The following is a 20,862-nucleotide window of genomic DNA, read 5'->3' on the forward strand; positions in this document are numbered from 1 at the left end:
ATTAGTTTCCTTCAAACACGGGTTTGCGCTTGGCGACGAAAGCCTCGTAGGCGCGGCCGAAGTCCTGCGTCTGCATGCAGATCGCCTGGGCCTGCGCCTCGGATTCGATGGCCTGATCGAGGCTCATCGACCATTCCTGGTTCAGCTGCGTCTTGGTGATGCCGTGGGCGAAGGTTGGTCCTGCGGTGATGCGCTTGGCGAGATCGATCGCCTCGGCGTCGAGCTGTTCGGGTGCGACGAGCCGGTTGAAGAAACCCCAACGCTCGCCTTCTTCCGCACTCATGGTGCGGCCCGTATACAGCAGTTCAGCGGCGCGACCCTGGCCGATGATGCGCGGCAGGATGGCGCAAGCGCCCATGTCGCAGCCGGCAAGGCCGACGCGGGTGAAGAGGAAGGCGGTCTTGGCCTGCGGCGTTCCAATCCGGATATCGGAGGCCATGGCAACGATGGCGCCGGCGCCGACCGCGACGCCGTCGACAGCAGCGATAATGGGCTTGCCGCAATGGATCATCGCCTTGACGAGATCGCCGGTCATGCGCGTGAAGGTGAGGAGACCCTTCATGTCCAGGCCGATCAGCGGGCCGATGATGTCATGCACATCGCCGCCGGAACAGAAATTACCGCCGTTAGAGAGAAATACCACGGCGTCAATGTCGTCGGCGTAGACGAGATCGCGAAACGTGTCGCGCAGCTCGGCATAGGATTCAAACGTCAGCGGATTCTTGCGCTCTGGGCGCAGAAGCTTCACCCGGGCGATGCGATCGCTAACTTCCCAGAAGAAATGCTGCGGCTTGCGTGTGGCCATAGCTGTCATGTCTCGGCTTCCCAATTGCTGCGGAATGATTGCAAAACGGAGGCCAGTTCATGCGCCTCGCCTTCGCCAATGTCGGCGAGACGGGCATTGACCCAGCCTTCGTGAACGGCGGCCATTTTGGCGAAGAAGGTACGGCCGCTCTTGGTCAGGCTCACCATGGAGGTGCGGCGGTCGCCTTCGCGCAAGGCGCGCACGACAAAGCCATCGGCTACCAGACGATCGATGATGCCGGTGACATTGCCATTGGAGACCAAAAGATAGCGCGAGAGATCGCTCATCAACATGCCGTCGGGCTCGCGGTAGAGCGCGGCCATCACGTCGAAGCGCGGCAGGGTGGTGTCGAATTCGGTTTTCAGCTTGTCGCGCAGCTCCGCTTCGATCAGGCGCGAGACGCGCAGGATGCGGATCCACAGCCGCAGCCGCTCTTTGCCGGCTTGCGGCGCAAGCGCGGCAGGCCGGGCGGCTACCATGTTTCGCCTCCGGAGATGGAGATGGTCTGGCCGGTGATCGACTGCGCGCCATCGCCGATCAGCCAGAGCACAGCGGCGGCGATCTCTCGTGGCTGGACGAAACGTCCTTGCGGATTGGCGGCGGCGAGTTCGGCGCGGGCCTCTTCGGCGCTGCGGCCGGTCTTGGCGGTGATACGCTCGATCGAATCCGCCAGCAGTTCGGTTTCGGTGAAGCCGGGGCAGATGGCGTTGACGGTGACGCCGCTCTTGGCCGTCTCAGTCGCAAGCGCGCGCATCAGGCCGACGACACCATGTTTGGCGGCGACATAGGGCGCCACATAGGCATAGCCCTTGAGGCCGGCGGTCGAGGCGATGAAAATGATACGGCCGCTCTTGCGTTTGGCCATGGGGCTCAGCGCCGGCTTCACGGTGAGGAAGGCGCCGGTGAGATTGACGGCGAGGCTGGTCTGCCAATCGACAAGCGATGTGCGGGCGGCGGGCCCACTCATCGCCATGCCGGCATTGGCGATGACAATGTCGAAGGGCGCGCCGTCCGCGTCGGCCTTGGCATGAACGGCGGCCATGGCGGCCTCATCGGTGACATCGGCGACGGCGATGTCGATGCGCGGATTGTTTTTCGCCACCGCCTCGAGGGGTGCGGCGCGGCGGCCGGTGATGGTGACGTCGATGCCGGCGTCCGCCAGCGCCAGAGCAACAGCCCTGCCGACGCCGGTTCCTCCTCCCGTCACAAGAGCATGCTGTTTGACGCTCATTGTCCCTCCCGCGGGCTAGTCGGTTGTAGTTGACGCATTTTCTTCACGCGAACCGGCCTCCACTTCGCTCGAAAATGCTTCCGTTAGGGCACGACCGCCGTGGCTTGAATTTCGATCTTGGCGCGATCTTCGATCAGGGCGACCACCTGCACGCCGGCCATGGCCGGATAGTGTCGGCCGATGATGTCACGATAGGCGCCGCCGATGCCTTTCAGATTGTCGAGATATTCGCGCTTGTTGGTGAAGTACCAGGTCATCGAGACGATGTGCTCGGGCTTGGCGTCGCCGGCAGCGAGGACATCAACGATGTTCTGCAAGGTCTGGCGCACCTGGGCGACGAAGTCGTCGGTCTCGAATTCGCAATTGGCGTTCCAGCCGATCTGGCCACCGACATGGATGGTGCGGCCCGTGGCGGATATGCCATTGGAATAGCCGATGGGCTTCTTCCAGCCGTCAGGTTGCAGGATCTGATGCATGGTGTCTCTCGCTCACTTCACGCGCGCTGGTTCAGCACGGGCCAGCAGGGTCTCATATTGCGATTTGCCGGAATAATATTGTTTCGGCCAGGGGATCGAGGTGAGGCCGATCTTGGCGGCTTCATGCAGGGCCCAGGCCGGGTCGGCCAGATGCGGTCTGGCGACAGCACACAGATCGGCGCGACCGGCGGAGATGATGGAGTTGGCCTGGTCGGCGTCGGAGATCGCGCCAACCGCGATGGTGCCGATGCCGATTTCGTTGCGGATGCGATCGGAGAACGGCGTCTGCCACATGCGGCCAAACACCGGCACTTCTTCCTTCACCACCTGGCCGGTGGAGCAGTCGATCATGTCGGCGCCGGCTTCTTTGAACAGGCGGGCGAAGATTACGGCGTCGTCAGCCGTGTTGCCGCCCTCGGCCCAGTCGGTGCAGGACAGGCGAACCGAGATCGGCTTGTCCTTCGGCCAGACGGCGCGCACGGCGGTGAAGACCTCAAGCGGATAGCGGGCGCGGTTCTCGTGGCTGCCACCGTATTCGTCGTTGCGCTGATTGGTCAGCGGCGACAGGAAGCTCGAGAGCAGATAGCCGTGGGCGCAGTGCAGTTCGAGCCAGTCGACGCCGGTGGTGACGGCAAGCTCGGCCGAGCGCACGAAGTCGGCCTTGATCCGCGCCATGTCCGCTTGCGTCATCGCATGCGGCACCTGGCTGTTGGGCAGATAGGGCAGAGCCGAGGCTGAATAGAGCGGCCAGTTGCCGCTTTCGAGCGGTTGGTCGATGCCGTCCCAGGCCAGTTTGGTGGAGCCCTTGCGGCCGGCATGGCCGATCTGGATGCCGATCTTGGCCGCGCTGTTATGATGCACGAAATCGGCGAGGCGGCGCCAGCCGGCGGCCTGTTCTTCGTTCCATAGGCCAAGGCAGCCCGGCGTGATGCGTCCATCGGCTGAGGTGCAGGTCATTTCGCCGAAGACGAGGCCGGCGCCGCCCATGGCGCGCGAGCCGATATGGACGAGATGGAAATCGCTGATCAGCCCGTCCGTGGCTGAGTACATCGCCATCGGCGACATGACGATGCGGTTTGGCAGGGTGACGCCGCGCGCCGTAAACGGCGTGAAGATTGGCGGCAGGCCGCGCTCTTTTTTATTCTTCTCGCCCTTCACGCCGGCGCGTTCGGCATACCAATGCTCGAAGCTTTCCAGCCAGGTCTTGTCGCGCAGGCGCAGGTTCTCGTGGCTGATGCGCTGTGAGCGCGTCAGCATGGAATACATGAACTGTTCCGGCTCGAGCGTGTCGGCATAGCGCTCGCCGACCACTTCGAACCATTCCATGGCATTACGCGCCGCGTTTTGAATGCGGGCGACATCGACCCGGCGGATTTCCTCGTAGACCTTCAGGACTTCGGGGATGTTTTCCTTGGCGTGGCCATGGGTCTGGAACTGGCGGGTCAGTTCGATGGCGTCGTCGATGGCAAGCTTGGTGCCCGAGCCGATGGCGAAATGCGCGGTATGAGCGGCATCGCCCATCAGCACCACCTGGGACTGGCCGTTGAAATGGCTCCACTTGCCGCAGATCAGCCGGCTGAAATTGATCCAAGCGGAACCACGCACATGGCGCGCATTGGTCATCAAAGGCGCGCCTTCGAGCGTCTCGGCGAAGAGCTTTTCGCAGAAGGCGATCGACTCGTCCTGGCTCATCTTGTCGAGGCCGTGAGCGAGATAGGTCTCTTCCGTGGTCTCGATGATGAAGGTCGAGGTCTCGGCGTCGAATTTATAGATATGGGACTGGAACCAGCCGTGTTCGGTGCGCTGGAAATCGAAGGTGAAGGCGTCGAACAGCTTCTTCGTGCCGAGCCAGATGAAACGGTTGGGCCGCACCACGAGATCAGGCTGGAAGACCTCCGGATAGCGGTTGCGGATCTTCGAATTGACGCCGTCGGAGGCGATGATCAGATCGGCGTCGGCGAATTCGAGATCGGAATTGACGTCGCGTTCGAACACCAGTTCGACGCCAAGCGCTTCGCAGCGCCGCTGCAGGATGTTGAGCAGTTTCTTGCGACCGATGCCGACGAAGCCGTGGCCGCTGGTGCGCAGCTTCTTGCCCTTGAACACCAGTTCGATGTCGTCCCAGTGGTTGAAGGCGTCCTCGATCTCGGTGGCGCTTTCCGGATCCCAGGCGCGCATGGCCTCCATGGTGGCGTCGGAGAAGACGACACCCCAGCCGAACGTGTCATAGGGACGGTTGCGCTCGACCACCGAAATGGAATGTTCGGGGTGCAGCTTTTTCATCAGCAGGCCGAAGTAAAGGCCGGCCGGTCCTCCACCAATGCAGACGATACGCAAGGGCATCTCCCCAGTCTGGGCGCGGGCTGCTCAATTATTTCAAGCTTAAAATATCTAGGTTTAAAATATTGTCAAGGACCTCGGCTGTGCCAGGGACCTGGGCAAAGACTCGGCTCTGAGAGGTGGGGCGGCGTGCTGCAGTGATCTATTCTAGCGAACAAGTGTCACGACGACGACGATTTTGCGCAGCATGACGTGCTGGCTTTCGTGGGCGATATGGCTTATCGCGCAGCGGACAAATGTAGCGGGAACCATTGATATGCTTTCATTTTTCTCATTCAAAACTGTTTTCGGCGCCGCCGGCGCGCTGCTCGTGGCCGGCACCGCGCTGGCGCAGACCGCCGAGCCGTCGGCCGCCGATACGGCCGCCGCCATGGAGCGGCTGCGGCGCGCCGCGCAGAACACGCCGGCCGGTGCTCCGGCTGCGGCGACCACCGGTCTCGCCAATGGCGCTACGGCCATCAACGAAGTCTACGAGGATTGGACCGTCGATTGCCGCATCGCCAATGACCGCAAGCTGTGCCGGCTGTCGCAAGCGCAGGGCAACGGCCAGACTCGCCAGACGGTGTTCGCCATCGATCTCGATGTCCCGCGTGACAACAATCTGACCGGCACCGTGTTGATGCCGCTCGGCGTCAAGCTCGATGCCGGTGCGATCGTGCGGCTCGACGACAAGCCGCTTGGCCAGGGCCTGCGCTATTCGGCCTGCGTCGCCCAGGGCTGTATCGCGCCTTTGACCATTCCGGCGGCCTCGGTGGATGCGCTGCGTAAGGCGCAGAACATCAGCGTCGCCTCGCTCAACCTGCAGAATGACGAGCCGGTGGTGTTCCGCGTCTCGATGAAGGGCTTTTCGGCGGCGCTCGATCGTCTCGCTCAGTTGGCGAAGTAGGCTCAGTCCTCGAAAATGGCGACGGCGCGGGTCCAGCCGGCAGACCCGCCCTTCACCTTCACCGGGAAACAGGCGACCGAGAAACCTTTGGCCGGCAGGTTTTCGAGATTGTGCAATTTCTCGATGTGGCAGTAGCCGATCTCGCGGCCGGCCTTGTGGCCTTCCCAGATAATGCTGGCGTCCCCGGTTTGCGCATAGCGCTGGGCGGTGAAACCGAAGGGCGCGTCCCATGACCAAGCGTCCGTGCCGGTGACGCGCACGCCGCGCGAGGTCAAATACAGGGTCGCCTCGCGGCCCATGCCACAGCCGGTCGGCACATAATCGGGCTGGCCGTAGCGGGTGCCGGCGGCGGTATTGACCAGAACGATGTCGAGCGGCCGCAGGCTGTGGCCGATCCGTGCCAGCTCCTTCTCCACATCATCAGCGGTGGCGACATAGCCGTCGGCAAAATGGCGGAAGTCGAGTTTGATCGCCGGTTGAAAGCACCAATCGAGTGGCACTTCATCGATGGTGATGGCGCGTTTGCCGCCATCCATGGTCGAGGCATAGTGCCAGGGTGCGTCGAGATGGGTGCCGTTGTGCGTGGTGATCTGGCAATGCTCGATCGCCCAGCCCTCGCCGTCGGGCAGGTCTTCCGGTTTCAGGCCGGGGAAATAGCGGGCGACCTGCGGGGCTTGCTCCTTGTGGTCGATGTACTTGATTTTCGGTTCGAGGCCTGGTGGATCCGAGGCGATCCCGGCTTCCAGCGGCACGGAAATGTCGACAATACGGCGGCCCATGGCATCCTCCCGATCCAATGCTATCGCCAGTTTCTCCATATTCGCTGATTTGTCGATGCGGCCGGCGTGTCGACCTACAGCGATCGAACTGTCGAAAGCTGCGGCGACAGTGGTGTTTTTACATCGGCCCGGTGGACAAGACCCCTTGCGACTCGCTAGGTTCTCGCGCTGCCGATGCGAGCGATGATCGCCGGCTGCGGGCGCGGGCGACACACACTGTTTGGAACATGATCTTCCTGACAACCAAGACCAAAGGTCCTGCGCGCGACAAGGGAGGACGCTATGCCTGAAGATATTCGGGTCGGAGAACGGCAATTCAACGTGGGCGGCGTGGTGCTTGACCGGCCCTTTCAAATCCGCCGCCTCGGCCATTTCGGATTGGACGTGCACGACATCGATGCGGGAATCGCGTTTTACACCCGCATGTTCGGATTGAAGATTGCCGATCCGATCGATTTTGGCGCGCGCATGCCGGCCGAGGAGCAGGGCAAGCACGGATCGGGCATCGGCTATTTTATGCGCCACGGCACCGACCATCATTCCTTCGTGCTGTTTCCGCGCCGGGTGCGCCGGGTGCTGCTGAAGCACCTGCCGCCGCACATGACCATCAATCAGATCACCTGGCAGGTCGGCAGCCTGCGCGAGGTCGTCGACGGCTCGACCTGGCTGAAGGGCGGCGGCATCCGCGTCGCCCGCGCCGGCCGCGATAATCCGGGTTCCAATTGGCATGCCTATCCGGTCGATCCGGAAGGCCACACCAATGAAATCTACTATGGCATCGAGCAGATCGGCTGGGACGGCCTGAGCAAGCCTAAGGGCATGCATCGGCGCGACTATCACGATTCACCGGCTCTGCCGCACCGCTCCGAATTCGCCGAGGTCGAGGAAGGACTGGCGGCCAAGATCGCCGTCGCCGACGGCTATCGTTTCAAGGAGCCGCTGGACGAAAAATACGATGTCGGCGGCATTCTGCTCGGTCGGCCGTTCAAGGTGACCAAGATCGGGCCGATCCGCCTCTTCGCCGAAGACGTTGACGCCGTCACCGCCTTCTACCGGGATACGATGGGACTGCGCTTCACCGAGGAGGTGACGTGGAACGGCCATCGCTGCACCTTCCTGCGCGCCAATACGGAGCACCATTCGCTGGCGATTTATCCGGTGGCGCTGCGTGAGGAACTCGGCCTGAGCCCCCATACATCGCTGTTCTCCTGCGGCTTTCAGGTCGGCGATTATACGCAATTGCGCGATGCCGTGGCGTTTCTGGAGGGTGAGGGCGTCACCGTGCGCAAGCTGCCGCCGGAGCTATTTCCCGGTGTCGACTACGGCGCCTTCGCCATCGATCCCGATGGCCACGCCATTCAGCTCTATCATCACATGGAGCAGATCGGCTGGGACGGTCGGCCGATGCCGGCGAACTTGCGCCGCAAGGTCGATAATGCGAATTGGCCGCAGACATTGCCGGCGCAGAGCGACAGCTTTAATGGCGAGGTCTATCTCGGGCCTTGGAATTGAGGGCTGGGGATAAAGGCTGGGCTTAAGAAATTCGGGACGGTCATCGTGACCGGATCGCAATGATGAGGACGATAACGTGAAGTTTCTGACTTACAAATCCGGGAAAGAGTTGAAGGTCGGCGTACTGGACGAAGAGAATGGTGTGCTCGACGTCGTGCTGGCGGCCAAGAAGCTTTTGAAGACCGACCTGCCCGACACGCTGCGCGACATTATCGCTGGCGGCCCGAGCGCCCTGTCGACGGCCAAGAAGGCCCTCAAGGCGGCGCAGGCGAAGCCGAAGGGCATGTTCACGCCGCTCAAGAAGGTGAAGATCGCGACGCCGCTGCCCGGCGCCACGAAGAACGTCTTCTGCGTCGGCCGTAACTACAAGCTGCACATCGAAGAAATGGCCGCCACGCGTGGCATCCCGCCGAACTACCCGAAAATGCCGGAATTCTTCTCCAAGCCGCCGACCACCATCGTCGGCCACGAGGACAAGGTCGAGCGGCACGCCGACTACACCAACGAGCTCGATTACGAAGTCGAACTTGCTGTCGTTATCGGCAAGAAGGGTCGCAACATTTCCGAAGCCAATGCGCTCAAGCATGTGTGGGGCTATACGGTCGTCAACGACGTCACCGCCCGCGACGCGCAGCGCAATCACGGCCAGTTCTTCAAGGGCAAGAGCTATGACTCGCATTGCCCGATCGGCCCCTATGTCGTCACCGCCGACGAATTCGGTCAGCCAGGCGGCCATAACCTGACCCTCAAGGTCAATGGCAAGATCCGCCAGGATTCGAACACGTCCGACCTCTATTTCGGCGTGCCGCGCATCATCGAAAGCCTGTCGGGCGCGCTGACGCTCGAGCCGGGCGACATCATCGCCACGGGCACGCCGTCGGGCGTTGCCGCTGGCATGAAGAAGCCGGAATTCCTGCAGGTCGGCGACATCGTCGAGGCCGAGGTCGAAGGCATCGGCGTGCTGCGCAACAAGATCGTCGACTAAGACTGTTTGGGCTGTGCCCGCTGCGGCGGGCACAGCTTTTTCAAGCTGGATCAACCAGCAATAAAATAGCGAGGGAGCGGCGTCCTAGACCAAACGCGATTTTGGTTGGACGTTGCAGGAGAACGCCTGGGAGAGAGCCCATGACCATCGACATGCATGCGCATTGGCTGCCGGAGGCTTTCTGCGACGCCATGCGGGCGCGCAGCACGCCGCCGTTCATTCGCCGCAAGGACGACGGTCGCGAATATCTCGAATCCTCGTTCAATTCCTCGCCTTTGGCGCAGCGCGAAAGTGCTGAGCAGCGCATCATCGAAATGGACAAGGCCGGTGTCGCGTGCGGTGTGTTGTCCCTGACCCCGGTTTACGGCGTCGAGCGGCTGCCCAGCGCCGAGGCGGTGCCGCTCTGCCAAGCATTCAACGATGCGGTGGCCGCCGTTTGTGCGCAATATCCGGGACGGTTCAGCGGCCTTGCCGCACTGCCTGTCGCCGACATGCAGGAAACGCTGAGCGAATTTCATCGCATCATGGCCATGCCGGGCATGGTCGGAGCATTGCTGCCGGGCGACGGCTTTCTATCCACCAAGCGCGCCGAAAAGTTCCGGCCGCTGTTTGAGGCCGCCAATGCGCTGGGCGCCGTCTTCCTGGTTCACTACGCCAAGATTGCCGACGATCCGGAGGCGCCGAAGGTGGATGCCTCGGACAATGGCCATTCGCGGGTCGGCACGCTCGACATGCAGGCGCGCCTGTCGTCGAACATGATCACCTTCTGCATGACTGATTTTTTGAAGTCTTTTCCGAACGTGACGGTGCTGTCGCACAATCTCGGCGGCAATATCCCCTTCGAGGTCGACCGGCTCGATCACCGCAGCCTGCTCGACCGGCCGCAGGACGAATTGCCGTCGAAGCGGATCCGGGAAGCCTCGGTGCTGGTCGATTGCAATTCACTGGGCGCCAAGGCGATCGAATTGGCCGTCGATTGCTATGGGGTTGAGCGCATCGTCTATGGCTCGGACGGCACCGGTTTCGGCATGGACTGGACGAACAAGGCGATTGCCGACGCTCGCATTTCCGACGCGGAGAAGGCGGCGATCCTGCACAACAATGCGGCACGCGCTCTGGCGCGGGTCCGCAGACCGCAATAACTACGGTTCCAAGAAACTACGGTTCGAAGAACAGGCGGATGACGTCGGCGTGGCCGGAATCCATGACCGGGATGTCGCCGAACTCCGCTTCCATGGCGGGATAGGCATCCTTGGGCAAATGGATTTCCGTCAGCGGCGTGTTGGAACGCGCGCCGGAGAGAACGGCCTTTTCGAGCAACACCAGCAACTCGCCTTCATGGCGAGGAACTTCGGTCAGTGTCAGCGACGTCTTGCCAGTGCTGGGCAGGACCGCATGTAGCATCTGTTCGAACTCAGGTATCGACATGGGTACTCCCAGGCACGACGAACCCGCCAAATAGGCGCTCCGCCGTCGAATACAACAACTGTATGACGCGCGACAGCCGGATCGGTTTCGCTCCGGATGACCACAAAGATCAGCCGGGGCGGAAAAAAGGCTTTTTTGTCAGTTTATTGACGGGAATTGGGCGGCCGATACGGCTCCTGCGACGTTGGGCCGCGATAGGCCTGCGCCGGCAGGTTGGGGTTGAGCCGCTGCGGCACCGGGGCGCCCGAGGCATAAGTTCCCGCTTGCGGGGCCATCTGCGGAACTGCCGCCTGCTGGGGCACCGGGCCGAGGTAGCGCGGCCCGCTGGGCTGGGGTGGCTGCTGCGGTACTAGGGTGGTGGCCGGCGGCAGCTGCTGGACCGGGGGACTGGCGGCCTGACGCGGCTCGTCTTGCGGTTCGCGCGGCTTGTGGCGGGCAACGCGCCGGGCCGGGCGCGGCTGGGCTGCCACTTGTTGCCGGGCTTCGGTGACGGGGCGACCGCCGCTCAGAGCGCTTTCCAGGCTGCCGACCCGGGTGACGGGGGCGGTGATCCCGGTGGCCGCTACGCCGCGACCGCTGTCAACGGCGGCGACACCTGGATCGATATTGCGGCGATCCATCATCAGCACACGGGCGAGGGCTTCCGGCTCGCCCATCTGCAAGGACTCGACGGCGCTCGCCAATGTATCGAGGTCCTTGGTGCCGCTGCACAGGCGCACGCGGATCGAAGCCGGTGCGGCACGTCCGCCGAGCACCGAGCCGAAGCGCGCGAAGCTTGAACGGTTTGGTCCGGCGTCGCGAATATTGTCGACCCACTGCCAGGCGTAGATGCAGCGATGGCCGTTGCTCTGCTTGCCGATGGCGAGACCGAAGGGGCCGAGCGCATTCTGCATCGGCTTGGTGACGATGTTCATCTGAATGCCGCGAAACCGCGACAGAATCTCCGATTGAATGCCGCGCTCTGACGGCTTGCCGGCCTGCAGCATGTTCGGGCCGCCGGGCGAAGATGCGGTTTCGATGCTGACTTCGAGCACGTTCTCGGCTTTCGTGCCGGCATCGAAGCCCATCACGATATCCTGGCGCGTGCCATTGGGATAGTTGCGCTCGCGGATGCGCGTCACCGCGCCCGCTTCGATCGGCAGCAACATCACGGCCTGGGTGAAGGTCGCGTCGCCAGTGGGATTGGCGGTGACGGGAACGGTTGCGACCGTGGCGGTGGATTCATCACGTGAGAGAAAGCGCTGCTCGCTGGAGGATCTGCCGCAGGCGGCCGTGAGCAGCACGAGAGGCAGGACAAACCAATGTTTCATGTTAGTGGCCCTCCTCTGCAATGGGCGCTGTGACGATGAATTCCGCCGACGCCACGGGCGCGGGCGTGTTGAGATTGTCGAAGACCTGTCGGGCTTCACCCAACCGGCCGAGGTTGAGCAGAGACCAGCCGCGCACGAGACGCAGGTCGAGCGGTTCCGGCAGGGACCGGGCGCGGCGATCGAGCGCTGCCAGTGCGGCGCTGTAGTGTTGATCGTTATAGCGGGCGACGGCTTCGCGGCCGGCGTCGTCGGTGGCTTTCGCCTGCGGCGCCCGTGCCGGAGCCGCCGGTAATGCATCCGGATCGATCGGGCGCGGCTTCAGGAAAGCCAACAACGACAGCGTCCGTGCCGCCGGCGAGGAAGCGTCGGTGGCGCTGCTGCGCGCGATCCTGGTGATGCCGCCGCTGCCTGTTGGCGTGCGATCGATCTGCGAACGCCGGCCGCCGCCAGGCTGGAACTGTTGCATCGTCGGTTGCGGCTGCGCCGGCGTGAAGGGCGTCATGCCACCCAAATTGCCACCCATGACGGCGGCGGGCGGCGGCACGCGGGGCAACTGCCCGAGCATATTGGCTATGCCTTCGAGATCTTGACGCAGAGCATCGCCGCCGGCGCCTTGAGAGGTGCCGCGGGTGGCGAGAGCGTCCTCCGCCTGCTGGGTCGTCCAGATCGTGCCCTCGGGCGCTTTCTCCGCGTTACGCGGCTCGCTCGCGGTGGTTATGCCGTTCCATCCCGGCAGCAGTGCAAAGCCGTAGCGCTCATAGGGCATCGGTCCGACACCAGGCACGCGCCGCGCCACGAGCGGATAAGGGCCACGATAATATTCCGTCGCCATCGGCGTCAGCGCCATGGTGCCGCTGGCGGCGATCGGCATCGGCTTGCCGAACCATTTGCCGGACGAGGCAAAGCGCAGCGGATTCTCCGGACCGATCGCAACCGGGAATTCCTGCGGATTGAGCTTCGGCATCGGTGGTGCCGCCGTCTGCCACGATCCATAGCCCTGCTGCATCGGCGTAAACTGCTGCACGCTGCCGCCGTTATAGCCAGGGCGTAGACCGCCGGGTCCAGCTCCAGGTCCCGGTCCCGTTGTGCGCGGTGCCGCCTGGCCGAGATACATGGTCTGTTGCCCAGCAAAGGAACTTTGCGCCGCGTAATAGCCGTTCAGCATCTGCTGGCGCTGCTTGGGCGAAGCGCTTTGCAGATCGCAGGAGGTCGGCGGCTTGCGGACGCCGTCGGGGAAGACCAGCTCGATGACCTTCGGGAAAAGGCCGTCGTAGCGGTTGATCAGCTCGACATATTCCTTCATCCGCTTGGTGCGGCGCGCGGAGACGGCGAGGCCATAGACGGTTCCCTCTTTCGGGAACCAGGCGGCGGCGCGGGAGAACCATTCGTAGGCGGTGTCGAACTGGCAGGAGTTATAGGCATACCAGGCGAGCGCCTGAGCGCCTTCACCCGAGCCGATGTCCATCGTCACCTGCGCATAGCGCAACAGCCGCTCCGGTTCGATATAGGGCGGCACTTCCTTGGTGAGATCGCGCTCGAGAATATCGATGAAGAGGATGGCGTTGTTGATCAGCGGCTGCCGCCAAGCATAGGCGACTTCCTCGGTCTCGCGATACATGCCGAGTTCGCGCAGCGAATGGGCGAGACCATGGGCGATCATCGCATCGCCGCCGCGCTCAAGCGCCAGCTTGAACCATTCCAGCGCTTCGCGGAACGCCTTGGCCTTGTAATAGTACCAGGCGACGAGGCCGGCCTGGTTGGGATCGCTCGCGCTGCGGGCGTAATCCTCGAAGGTCTTCAGCTCTGGCGCCGGAACTTCGTCCCGCCGCTCATCATGCAGATAAGCGCTGATGCGCATGCGCGTGACGTCGGTTTGCATCCGGGCAAATTCATCGTTCTTGCCCATGGCGATCAGCTGTTCGACATCGGACGTGCGCAAGGTCGCCATCGCCTTCTGGATGGTGGCGAGGCGCACGTCGGATTCGCGGTTCATCGTCAGGATCGACTTGTAGGTCTGGAGCGCATCCTGCGTCTGTTTGGTCTTGGCATAGGCCTCGGCGATCGCCCACAACACGTCGACGTCGGCGTCTTCCGAATTGAAATTGTCTTTCTTAAGGGTGTCGAGCAGGTCCTGCAGCCGGCCGCTGTTGAAGAGGCCGAGAATGCGGTTGCGCTGGGTTTTCCGCGCCAGTTTTTGCGTCAGCTCGGCGGACGGATTCCAGCCGGGCTCGCTGCGCCCGCGCTGATCGATGGCGGCCCGCAAATCGTCGAGTTGATCGGCGGCGAACAAATCCCAGAAGGCTTGTTCGTCCTCACCGCCCGTCTTGCTCTGATCATAGAGATCGGCCGGCGCTTCCCAGCCCGGATAGAGCCGTTGCAGGCGGCGCATTTCCGTCTGCACGCGCTGGGTCTGGTTGAGCGAGGCGTAGTAACGCAGAGCTGAATCGTCGACTGTCTCGCCCGGTCCCAAAGGCAAGCCGAGGCCAGGCAGCGATTGCACGGTCTCTCTGGACGCGGGCCGCTGTGGATCAATCGGTCGGGCCGGCACCGGCGCGATCGCCGGGCGTGGCTGTGCGCCATCGACGATGAAATCGCTTTGGCCAAACGCCGTCGACGCCGCGACAAGCGCGGCGGCGCAAACGCTCAGGCTCAGGAGCCGCGATTTCAATTTCTGAGGCATGAAGCATACCTCATCTGAATCGCCAGCAACGTCATCATATGCAGGGTCGTCGGATAGTAATTGTCGGCGTCGCGCGTCGCCCGCAGATTGGCGGGGATCTGTGTCTGATCGACGGCACAAGACACCAAGGCCGCGATGCTCGCATAGCCGGCTTCGCTCAGCTGTTCGACTTCGCGACCAGAACTTACTTCAATGGCCGCGACCGTGCCGCGCTTGCGGTTGGCCCAAGCGTAGAACGGTGCGTAGCTGTCCCAATCGCCGACGCCGGCCCAAGCCATGTAGAGCGGAATGCGGATCGAATTATAGGAGAACTGCGCTGGAAAGCCGTCGGCTGGCCGGATGCCGCTGTCGCGGATGGAGATCCATTCGGTCGGCAGATTCTGCGGGCCAAAGCGCGCCGTCTTCATCAGGTCGAGGCCGGTCTGCGTCAGCCCGTTCCAATCGAGCTCGGGCGCGACGAGATAAAGCCGCGAGAAGGCCGGAAACACATAATAGGACAGGTTCAGCACCGGGCCGTCGGGTCGATCGCCGGCGGAGAAGCCGTTGATCGCCGGCAACAGCAGCGCGCCCTGCTGGCTCTTGAACAGAACCAGCTTGCGGCCGACTTCAACGGCAATGCGCCGCCCGGCAATATAATAGGAGACATCGGCCCATAGCTCGCCGGCTTCGGCGAGCGCCCAGGCGACGAGAATATCGCCGTCGCTGGCATTGTTCATGTCCGAGACGCCAGGGCGATGATTGGGCGACCAGCGCCAGGCCATCAGCTGATCGTCGCGCACCATCAGATTGGCGCGCGTCCAGGTCCAGATGCGGTCGAACGTCGAGCGGTCGTTGGCGGCGACCGCCAGCAACATCGCATAGCCCTGGCCTTCGCTATGGCTGATGAGATCGTTGGCGGTGTCGACGACGCGGCCGTTGTTGGTGATGAAGCGCGCCTTATAGGCCTGCCAATATTGCAAGGCCTTGAACGTGCCGCCGAGCGGCAGCACGCGCGCATCCAGGGCGAGAGCGCGCCGCGGCTCGCTCGCCGGCACATTGGCCGGCGTCACGGTCTGCGCCTGGACTGAGGACGCAAACAACAGCGAGGCGGTCACGATCGCCTTCAGGATACGCATCATGTACTCCGACCCACGCCCTTCAAGAACCAGTGCGTGGCACACGCTAGAACCAGCGCCAGTATGAAGGCCAACAGAACGTAAATATTTCGATTCAGCGACAGCCAGCCGGCTGCGATCAGCCGCATATTGTCGATCGACATCGGTTGCGTCGCCACCAACCGGGCGTTCTCGACCGGGATATCGACCATGGCGCCTTCGGCGGCGTTCAACACCGAGACACGGCCGCTGATCTGCTGCCAGACACGCGGGTCGATCAGACAGGCGACCGACTGCGCGAGCATGGCGGCGTTTGGCGCTGTCACCAGGGTGCGTACGCCGTCGGGGGTGCTGCCGGTCAGATCCTGGGCCATGACGAGCGAGGCTTGGCGGGTCAGGACCGGACGTTGGATGCGCACCTCGAAGTGGTCGCCGATCCAGCCGCGTGTATCGCTGAAGAGAGAGCTGCCCCAATCGACGACACGGTTATAGGTGTTGACAGCTCTGCCAATGATGCCGCCCTGGTTGCGGATATTGGAATCCCACTCATCGTAGAGACCCTTGTCCGCCTCGCCGATGGCGCCGACGGCGAACCGGTCGGTGGTGAATTTGGCTGAAGCCTCGGCGGTGCGATAGCCGCCTTGCGGCGTTGGCATGTGGCAGGCGGCGGGGAAGTTGCGTTGCAGGACGAGGCGATGGCGGGCCATGGCTTCGGTGCGCGTCAATTGATCGGACAGAGGCGCGGCTTCCGCATTCACCGCTTCGTTCCAATTGTCGAGGATGGCCTGCTGCTGCAGGCCGACGGATTTGAACGTGTCGCCTTGCACGGAGAGCGCCGGCGCGACGATCAGGGCGGGGCCTTGTTCCGCGGTTGGCGCGCTCAAGGTCAATTCGAAATCGATCGGCTTACCGGCGGAGGTGGCAAGGCGCGTGGCGATGGTCGCGGCAGCGCCAATCGCTTCCTTGCTTGGCGCTGGCACATAAAGCACCGGGCGCTTTTCGGCGGCGGCGTAGGGGAAGGCGCCGGTCGCGGTCACCGCAAGGTCGGGCATGCGGCCGATGCGGGCGATTTTCGGCAATTCGATCTCGGTCGAATCGAGCAACAGGAAGCGTTTTTGGCCGGTGATGGCGGCGAGGGGGTCGCAAGCCGTGTCGCTGGGAACCGCCAGTTGCGCCTCGATTTCGATGCGGTTGAGGCCGGGGCGCAGGGTGCCGAGGGGAATCGGAATCGGATTGCGCTGGAAGACGTCGCCGCTGCTCTTGGGCAGGCTCAAGCTGACCGCGGTGCGGGTGTTGACGCTGACGACGACCTGGGCGCCGGCGCGCAAACCGGGCGCATAACCGCCGGCGAGGTCGAGAATCACTTTCGCATAATCGGCGGAATAGAAGTCCGGTGGCAGGACCACATTGAAGCCGACGCGGAAGAGGCGGCCGCTGAATTCCTGGCTGATGACGCCGAGATCGCGCAGTTTGACGCGTTCGCCGCCGAACAGCCGATAGCCGGGGAAAGCCTGCGCGGCGCGAATGCCTTGCGGCGTGCCTTTCAGTTCCGACGAGATGGCGAACTGGCGTAGCGCCGCGTTCACATCTTCATCGGTGCGGCCGGTGAAGACCACGGTGGTGCGCTTGCCGCCGGAGGCCGGCACGATGACGACGCGTGGCCCCAGCACCTGACCGACATTCATCGGCCCGAGCAGGCTGCCGATCTCGGCGATGGTGCCGATGGCGAGATTGATGCCATGGATGCCGTCGGCGAGCGGGCCGACATCGACGACGGTCTGCTGGAAGCGGCCGTAGAGCGCCAGCATCTGGGTGGCGCGGATGACGCGATCGATACCCGCGACGCTGGTCTTGCCGGGGATGACGGCGCGGATTGGCATGGCGCCCTGTTCGTCAACGGGCAGGGCGGCGAGTTCGGCGATATTGGTGACGGCGCCACTGCCCGAAAGCACAAGGCCCGTCTGGGTCGGGTCGATCTGCGTCCACAATTCATAGGTCGCTTGCAGCGAGCAATCGACGCGATGGCGCTGCTCGGCCATGATGCGGATCGAGTTGAAGCCGGCTTTCATCAGGCCGTCGGGAATGTCGAAGACGGCGGTGCGCACGCCGCGCGAGCCGGTGATATTGGTGCGGCCGACCGTCTGATCGTTGATCATCAAGGTCAGATAGGACGCCTCCGGCATGACGGAGACCGCCGACAGAAAGCCGATCTGGAATTTCAGTCCACGCTGAATCTGGCTTTCGGTCATGTAGAGCGGCCATTCGGACGAACCGATTTCGCCGGTCAGGCGGAAGCCCTGCACATTGTTGGAGAGATGCCGCAGAACGACGCCGTTTTCCTTCAGCGAGCCGATATGGCTGGTGATGGGCTGGCGCGGCTGGGCCGTTGGCGTGAACGGTTTCGGCGCGGCCATTTGCGGCGAAGCTGGAATGGCGACCGGGGCCATCCCGGGCGCCGGCGCGACGGGGGCGGTCTGGGCCGTTGACGGGGCTTGCGCCACAGGGGCTTGAGCCACAGGGGCTTGAGCCATTGGGGCTTGCGCCACGGGCGCAGGCGCAACTGGCGCTTGAGCGACGGGGACCTGCGGTGCGGCGGCTGGCGCTTCAGCCGTCGTCGGCGCGGGGCCGAGGGGAATCTGGCGCGGCGGCGCGCGCGTCTCGGTGCTGGCCTGCGGGGGAAGCGACCGGCGCAATTGTTGGACGCCGTAGAGATCGGAGGGCGTTTGCGGCTGGGACGGCTGCGATGGTTGCGACGTCATCGGCTGTAGGCGCTGCAAGCTCGGCGGCGCGGTCGTGAATATCGGCTGCCCATGCGCGCTGGTGGCGGCCATGAGTATGACCGCGGCGAGCGTCTGCTTCGCTGCAAACGATATGGACCGGCTGTGACGCATTTTCTCTTGTCTGGTCCTTTGATCCTGTTTCACGCGGCCTTGGTTTCGATTTTCTTGCCGGCGGTTTCGGCGGACGGCGTCCCCGCCTTTGCCATTTCGACGAGTTTCTTCAGCATCTCGACGGACATTTCGGGCGCAGCATCTGCCTTATCGACGCTCTTCCGGTCGCCGATGTCCTTGCGCAGATAAGAGACCGCGCGGAACGGTTCGGTGATGCCCCACCAGACGAATTGGAGCGTGCCGGCGACGATGCTCTTGTGGGCGCGGCGCGTGGCGAGGAAGCGTGGCACGGCCTCGGAATCGGCATACATCAAGTCGGCGAGGACATAGTATTCGCGCGGCGTCAGATCGGCGAAGGCGAGACCGTGCACGACGACGCCCTTCACTGAGCGGCCGGGTTTCATCAAGACCGGCAAGGTCTCGGTGGTGATGATCTCGCCCATGGGGGTGATGCTCAGCCGACCGACAGCGCCTTCGTCCGCCAAGGTGGGTGCTGCATCCTCGAAGGTGATGGCGCAGCCACCGGCGGAGACATTGATGATCTTGACCGGATATTTCTTACCTTCGACCTCAACCTCGCCGCGGCGGTCGATGAGGAGGCGGGGATGGCGGTCAATCTGCTTGCGTTCGGCGACCGCGCCCAAGGCAACGCCGGCGATCATCAGATTGAAGGCATTCCACGCGCCGACCACGAGCATCAGATCGCTGACGCCGGGTTCAAACATATAGCGCCAGCCAGCCATCGCGGCGCCGGCGAGCAGCAGGCCGTAGAGGGCAAAGAACGGCCACGCCAGTTCGGAGAGATGGTCGTTGTCCAGCGACAGACCCTTCGCCGTCACGTTGAACGTCGGCTTGCGCGGGCTGAGCGCCACCGAGAACAGTGCTTTGGAGAGGAAGACGCCCTGGACATATTCGTAAAGCTCGGACACCCAGGGCCAGCGCACACTGCCGTAGAGGTAGTTCTGCAGCATCAGGTTCACGACGATATAGGTCGATGTATAGGCGAAGGCCTCGTCGACGTTGGAGACAAAAATCTTCACGTCGAAGAAAATGTAGGAGAGCGGCGCCAGCATGAAGGTCAAGCGTGGCAGCGGGAAGAACCAGAACGACATGCTGGAGAGATAGGCGAGGCGCTGGATGGCATGCAGGCCGCGCTTGAACAGCGGGTTCTTCAGAATCAAAATCTGGAACATGCCCTGCGCCCAGCGTGAACGCTGGCCGATGAAGGACACGAAGGTTTCCGGCTGCAGGCCAGCGATCAGCGGCTTGTCGACGAAGACGCTGGTCCAGCCGGAGGAATGCAGGTCGAGCGCCGTCTCGCAATCCTCGGTAATGGTGACGCCGGAGAAGCCGCCAACGGATTCAAGCGCCGTGCGGCGCAGCAGGGCGGCGGAGCCGCAGAAGAACGAACCGTTCCATTTGTCGAGGCCGCGCTGCGTCACCGAATAGAACATCTCGTTTTCGGACGGCATGCGATCGAAGGTTTGCAGGTTCTTCTCGATCGGATCGGGATTGAGAAAGACGTGCGGCGTCTGCACCAGAAACAGTTTCGGGTCGCGGGCGAAATAGCCGACGGTCTCGCGGAGAAAGGCGCGGAAGGGCGCGTGATCGGCGTCGAACACGACGACGACTTCGCCGCGCGAGGCTTTCAGGCCATTGTTGAGATTGCCGGCCTTCGCATGTTCGTTGCGGGCGCGCGTCAGATATTTCGTGCCCATCTGCGCGCACAGCGCCTGCAAGTCGACGCGGCGCTGGCGGGCGGCTTCGGCCTTGCCGGGGTTCGTATCGTTGCACTTCTGATCGGTGCCGCCGTCGTCGAGCAGCCAGACCGTCAGCTTCTCGCGCGGATAATCCATCGACATGGCGGCGGCCATGGTGGTGGCGAGAATATATTCGTCCTCGTTGTAGGACGGGATGAAGACGTCGACCGTCGGCAGGGCCTCATCTTCGTCGCGCGGCAGCGGCGCCCGTTGCAGCGGGTCGGCGTTGATGATCAAGCTGATGAACAGGATCATCACGCAATACATCTCGGCCATCAGCAGGAAGACGCCGAGGGAAAAGCCGAGCATGTCGGTTGCAGGCGGCAGCGTGCTGGTGAAGCGCCAGTAGAGGTAGCGCATGACCACGAAGGTGCCGAGCGCGAGGAACATCTGGCGGGCCAGTTTGCCGTGGCCGAATTTCCAAACGGCGATCATGGCAACGATGACAAAACAGCCGAGAGTCAGTTGCGTGCCGGTGCTGACCGGCTGGGTCAGAAACAGGAACGCGGCCAGGCCAGACGTCAACCAGGCGGCGGTACGCAACACAGCAAGCATCTGACTCGAACTCCAGCGCGACGCATTAACCCTAAAACGGAAGATGTAACGAAGGACTTAACATCCTGACTCTCTTCGAATTTCGGGCGATACTTGTCGTTAACGGTGTGTTGCCCCGACCATGGCAAAG

General features: G+C 63.1%; 16 protein-coding genes. 4 read left to right on the forward strand and 12 right to left on the reverse strand.

Features of this window, described 5'->3' with window-relative positions:
* Position 1 precedes the first annotated feature (1 nt).
* The 5 genes from BLW50_RS22140 to BLW50_RS22160 all read right to left on the reverse strand — a co-directional run bounded on the left by BLW50_RS22140 (position 2) and on the right by BLW50_RS22160 (position 4,849).
* On the reverse strand, positions 2-814 hold the full coding sequence (locus BLW50_RS22140; RefSeq protein WP_090706665.1) for an enoyl-CoA hydratase family protein: 813 nt from the start codon (positions 812-814) through the stop codon (positions 2-4).
* Positions 811-1,284, reverse strand: coding sequence for a MarR family winged helix-turn-helix transcriptional regulator (locus BLW50_RS22145; RefSeq protein WP_090706668.1), 474 nt, complete (start codon positions 1,282-1,284; stop codon positions 811-813). The genes BLW50_RS22140 and BLW50_RS22145 overlap by 4 nt, the downstream gene beginning before the upstream one ends.
* The gene (locus BLW50_RS22150) at positions 1,278-2,036 is read right to left on the reverse strand and encodes an SDR family NAD(P)-dependent oxidoreductase (RefSeq protein ID WP_090706670.1); all 759 of its coding nucleotides are present in this window, start codon (positions 2,034-2,036) and stop codon (positions 1,278-1,280) included. Before BLW50_RS22150 ends, BLW50_RS22145 begins: the two co-directional genes overlap by 7 nt.
* A gap of 83 nt (positions 2,037-2,119) precedes the next feature.
* Positions 2,120-2,512 (reverse strand): RidA family protein, encoded by a 393-nt coding sequence (locus BLW50_RS22155; RefSeq protein WP_090706672.1) that lies wholly within the window; start codon positions 2,510-2,512, stop codon positions 2,120-2,122.
* A gap of 12 nt (positions 2,513-2,524) precedes the next feature.
* Positions 2,525-4,849, reverse strand: a complete 2,325-nt coding sequence (locus BLW50_RS22160; RefSeq protein WP_090709531.1) for a bifunctional salicylyl-CoA 5-hydroxylase/oxidoreductase — start codon at positions 4,847-4,849, stop codon at positions 2,525-2,527.
* A gap of 259 nt (positions 4,850-5,108) precedes the next feature.
* Between BLW50_RS22160 and BLW50_RS22165 the strand changes: the two genes are divergently transcribed.
* Positions 5,109-5,738, forward strand: coding sequence for an invasion associated locus B family protein (locus BLW50_RS22165; RefSeq protein ID WP_090706675.1), 630 nt, complete (start codon positions 5,109-5,111; stop codon positions 5,736-5,738).
* A gap of 2 nt (positions 5,739-5,740) precedes the next feature.
* Here BLW50_RS22165 and BLW50_RS22170 read toward each other — a convergent pair whose 3' ends face one another.
* On the reverse strand, positions 5,741-6,517 hold the full coding sequence (locus BLW50_RS22170) for a cyclase family protein (protein ID WP_090706677.1): 777 nt from the start codon (positions 6,515-6,517) through the stop codon (positions 5,741-5,743).
* A gap of 282 nt (positions 6,518-6,799) precedes the next feature.
* On the opposite strand from BLW50_RS22170, the gene BLW50_RS22175 reads away from it, so the two are divergent.
* From BLW50_RS22175 to BLW50_RS22185, 3 genes are all read left to right on the forward strand, one after another.
* Entirely contained in the window at positions 6,800-8,029 is a 1,230-nt protein-coding gene (locus tag BLW50_RS22175) for a VOC family protein (RefSeq protein WP_090706680.1), read from the forward strand.
* Positions 8,030-8,105: 76 nt separating this feature from the next.
* Entirely contained in the window at positions 8,106-9,014 is a 909-nt protein-coding gene (locus tag BLW50_RS22180) for a fumarylacetoacetate hydrolase family protein (protein ID WP_090706682.1), read from the forward strand.
* A 140-nt stretch (positions 9,015-9,154) separates the two neighbouring features.
* A complete protein-coding gene (locus tag BLW50_RS22185; RefSeq protein WP_090706685.1) occupies positions 9,155-10,156 on the forward strand; it encodes an amidohydrolase family protein in 1,002 nt (333 codons plus the stop codon).
* Between the two features lie 16 nt (positions 10,157-10,172).
* Here BLW50_RS22185 and BLW50_RS22190 read toward each other — a convergent pair whose 3' ends face one another.
* The 6 genes from BLW50_RS22190 to bcsA form a co-directional block, all read right to left on the reverse strand.
* The gene (locus BLW50_RS22190) at positions 10,173-10,442 is read right to left on the reverse strand and encodes a hypothetical protein (protein WP_090706687.1); all 270 of its coding nucleotides are present in this window, start codon (positions 10,440-10,442) and stop codon (positions 10,173-10,175) included.
* A gap of 143 nt (positions 10,443-10,585) precedes the next feature.
* Positions 10,586-11,752, reverse strand: a complete 1,167-nt coding sequence (gene bcsN / locus BLW50_RS22195; RefSeq protein ID WP_090706689.1) for a cellulose biosynthesis protein BcsN — start codon at positions 11,750-11,752, stop codon at positions 10,586-10,588.
* A gap of 1 nt (position 11,753) precedes the next feature.
* Entirely contained in the window at positions 11,754-14,432 is a 2,679-nt protein-coding gene (locus BLW50_RS22200; RefSeq protein ID WP_090706691.1) for a tetratricopeptide repeat protein, read from the reverse strand.
* The gene (locus BLW50_RS22205; RefSeq protein ID WP_244544352.1) at positions 14,417-15,547 is read right to left on the reverse strand and encodes a glycosyl hydrolase family 8; all 1,131 of its coding nucleotides are present in this window, start codon (positions 15,545-15,547) and stop codon (positions 14,417-14,419) included. Before BLW50_RS22205 ends, BLW50_RS22200 begins: the two co-directional genes overlap by 16 nt.
* Positions 15,547-18,357: a cellulose biosynthesis cyclic di-GMP-binding regulatory protein BcsB gene (locus tag BLW50_RS22210; protein ID WP_170850294.1), complete on the reverse strand. Its 2,811-nt coding sequence runs from the start codon at positions 18,355-18,357 to the stop codon at positions 15,547-15,549. The genes BLW50_RS22205 and BLW50_RS22210 overlap by 1 nt, the downstream gene beginning before the upstream one ends.
* Positions 18,358-18,446: 89 nt before the next feature.
* On the reverse strand, positions 18,447-20,732 hold the full coding sequence (gene bcsA, locus BLW50_RS22215; protein WP_090706700.1) for a UDP-forming cellulose synthase catalytic subunit: 2,286 nt from the start codon (positions 20,730-20,732) through the stop codon (positions 18,447-18,449).
* Positions 20,733-20,862: the final 130 nt, after the last annotated feature.

The organism is Beijerinckia sp. 28-YEA-48 (assembly GCF_900104955.1).
Classification (GTDB): domain Bacteria; phylum Pseudomonadota; class Alphaproteobacteria; order Rhizobiales; family Beijerinckiaceae; genus Terripilifer.

Coding starts and splice junctions, on each gene's coding strand:
- BLW50_RS22145 (WP_090706668.1), bottom strand. CDS start 1,284: ATGGTAGCCGCCCGGCCTGCCGCGCTTGCGCCGCAAGCCGGCAAAGAG.
- BLW50_RS22155 (WP_090706672.1), bottom strand. CDS start 2,512: ATGCATCAGATCCTGCAACCTGACGGCTGGAAGAAGCCCATCGGCTAT.
- BLW50_RS22190 (WP_090706687.1), bottom strand. CDS start 10,442: ATGTCGATACCTGAGTTCGAACAGATGCTACATGCGGTCCTGCCCAGC.
- BLW50_RS22150 (WP_090706670.1), bottom strand. CDS start 2,036: ATGAGCGTCAAACAGCATGCTCTTGTGACGGGAGGAGGAACCGGCGTC.
- BLW50_RS22140 (WP_090706665.1), bottom strand. CDS start 814: ATGACAGCTATGGCCACACGCAAGCCGCAGCATTTCTTCTGGGAAGTT.
- BLW50_RS22200 (WP_090706691.1), bottom strand. CDS start 14,432: ATGCCTCAGAAATTGAAATCGCGGCTCCTGAGCCTGAGCGTTTGCGCC.
- BLW50_RS22170 (WP_090706677.1), bottom strand. CDS start 6,517: ATGGGCCGCCGTATTGTCGACATTTCCGTGCCGCTGGAAGCCGGGATC.
- bcsN (WP_090706689.1), bottom strand. CDS start 11,752: ATGAAACATTGGTTTGTCCTGCCTCTCGTGCTGCTCACGGCCGCCTGC.
- BLW50_RS22205 (WP_244544352.1), bottom strand. CDS start 15,547: ATGCGTATCCTGAAGGCGATCGTGACCGCCTCGCTGTTGTTTGCGTCC.
- BLW50_RS22175 (WP_090706680.1), top strand. CDS start 6,800: ATGCCTGAAGATATTCGGGTCGGAGAACGGCAATTCAACGTGGGCGGC.
- BLW50_RS22210 (WP_170850294.1), bottom strand. CDS start 18,357: ATGGCCGCCACCAGCGCGCATGGGCAGCCGATATTCACGACCGCGCCG.
- BLW50_RS22185 (WP_090706685.1), top strand. CDS start 9,155: ATGACCATCGACATGCATGCGCATTGGCTGCCGGAGGCTTTCTGCGAC.
- bcsA (WP_090706700.1), bottom strand. CDS start 20,732: ATGCTTGCTGTGTTGCGTACCGCCGCCTGGTTGACGTCTGGCCTGGCC.
- BLW50_RS22165 (WP_090706675.1), top strand. CDS start 5,109: ATGCTTTCATTTTTCTCATTCAAAACTGTTTTCGGCGCCGCCGGCGCG.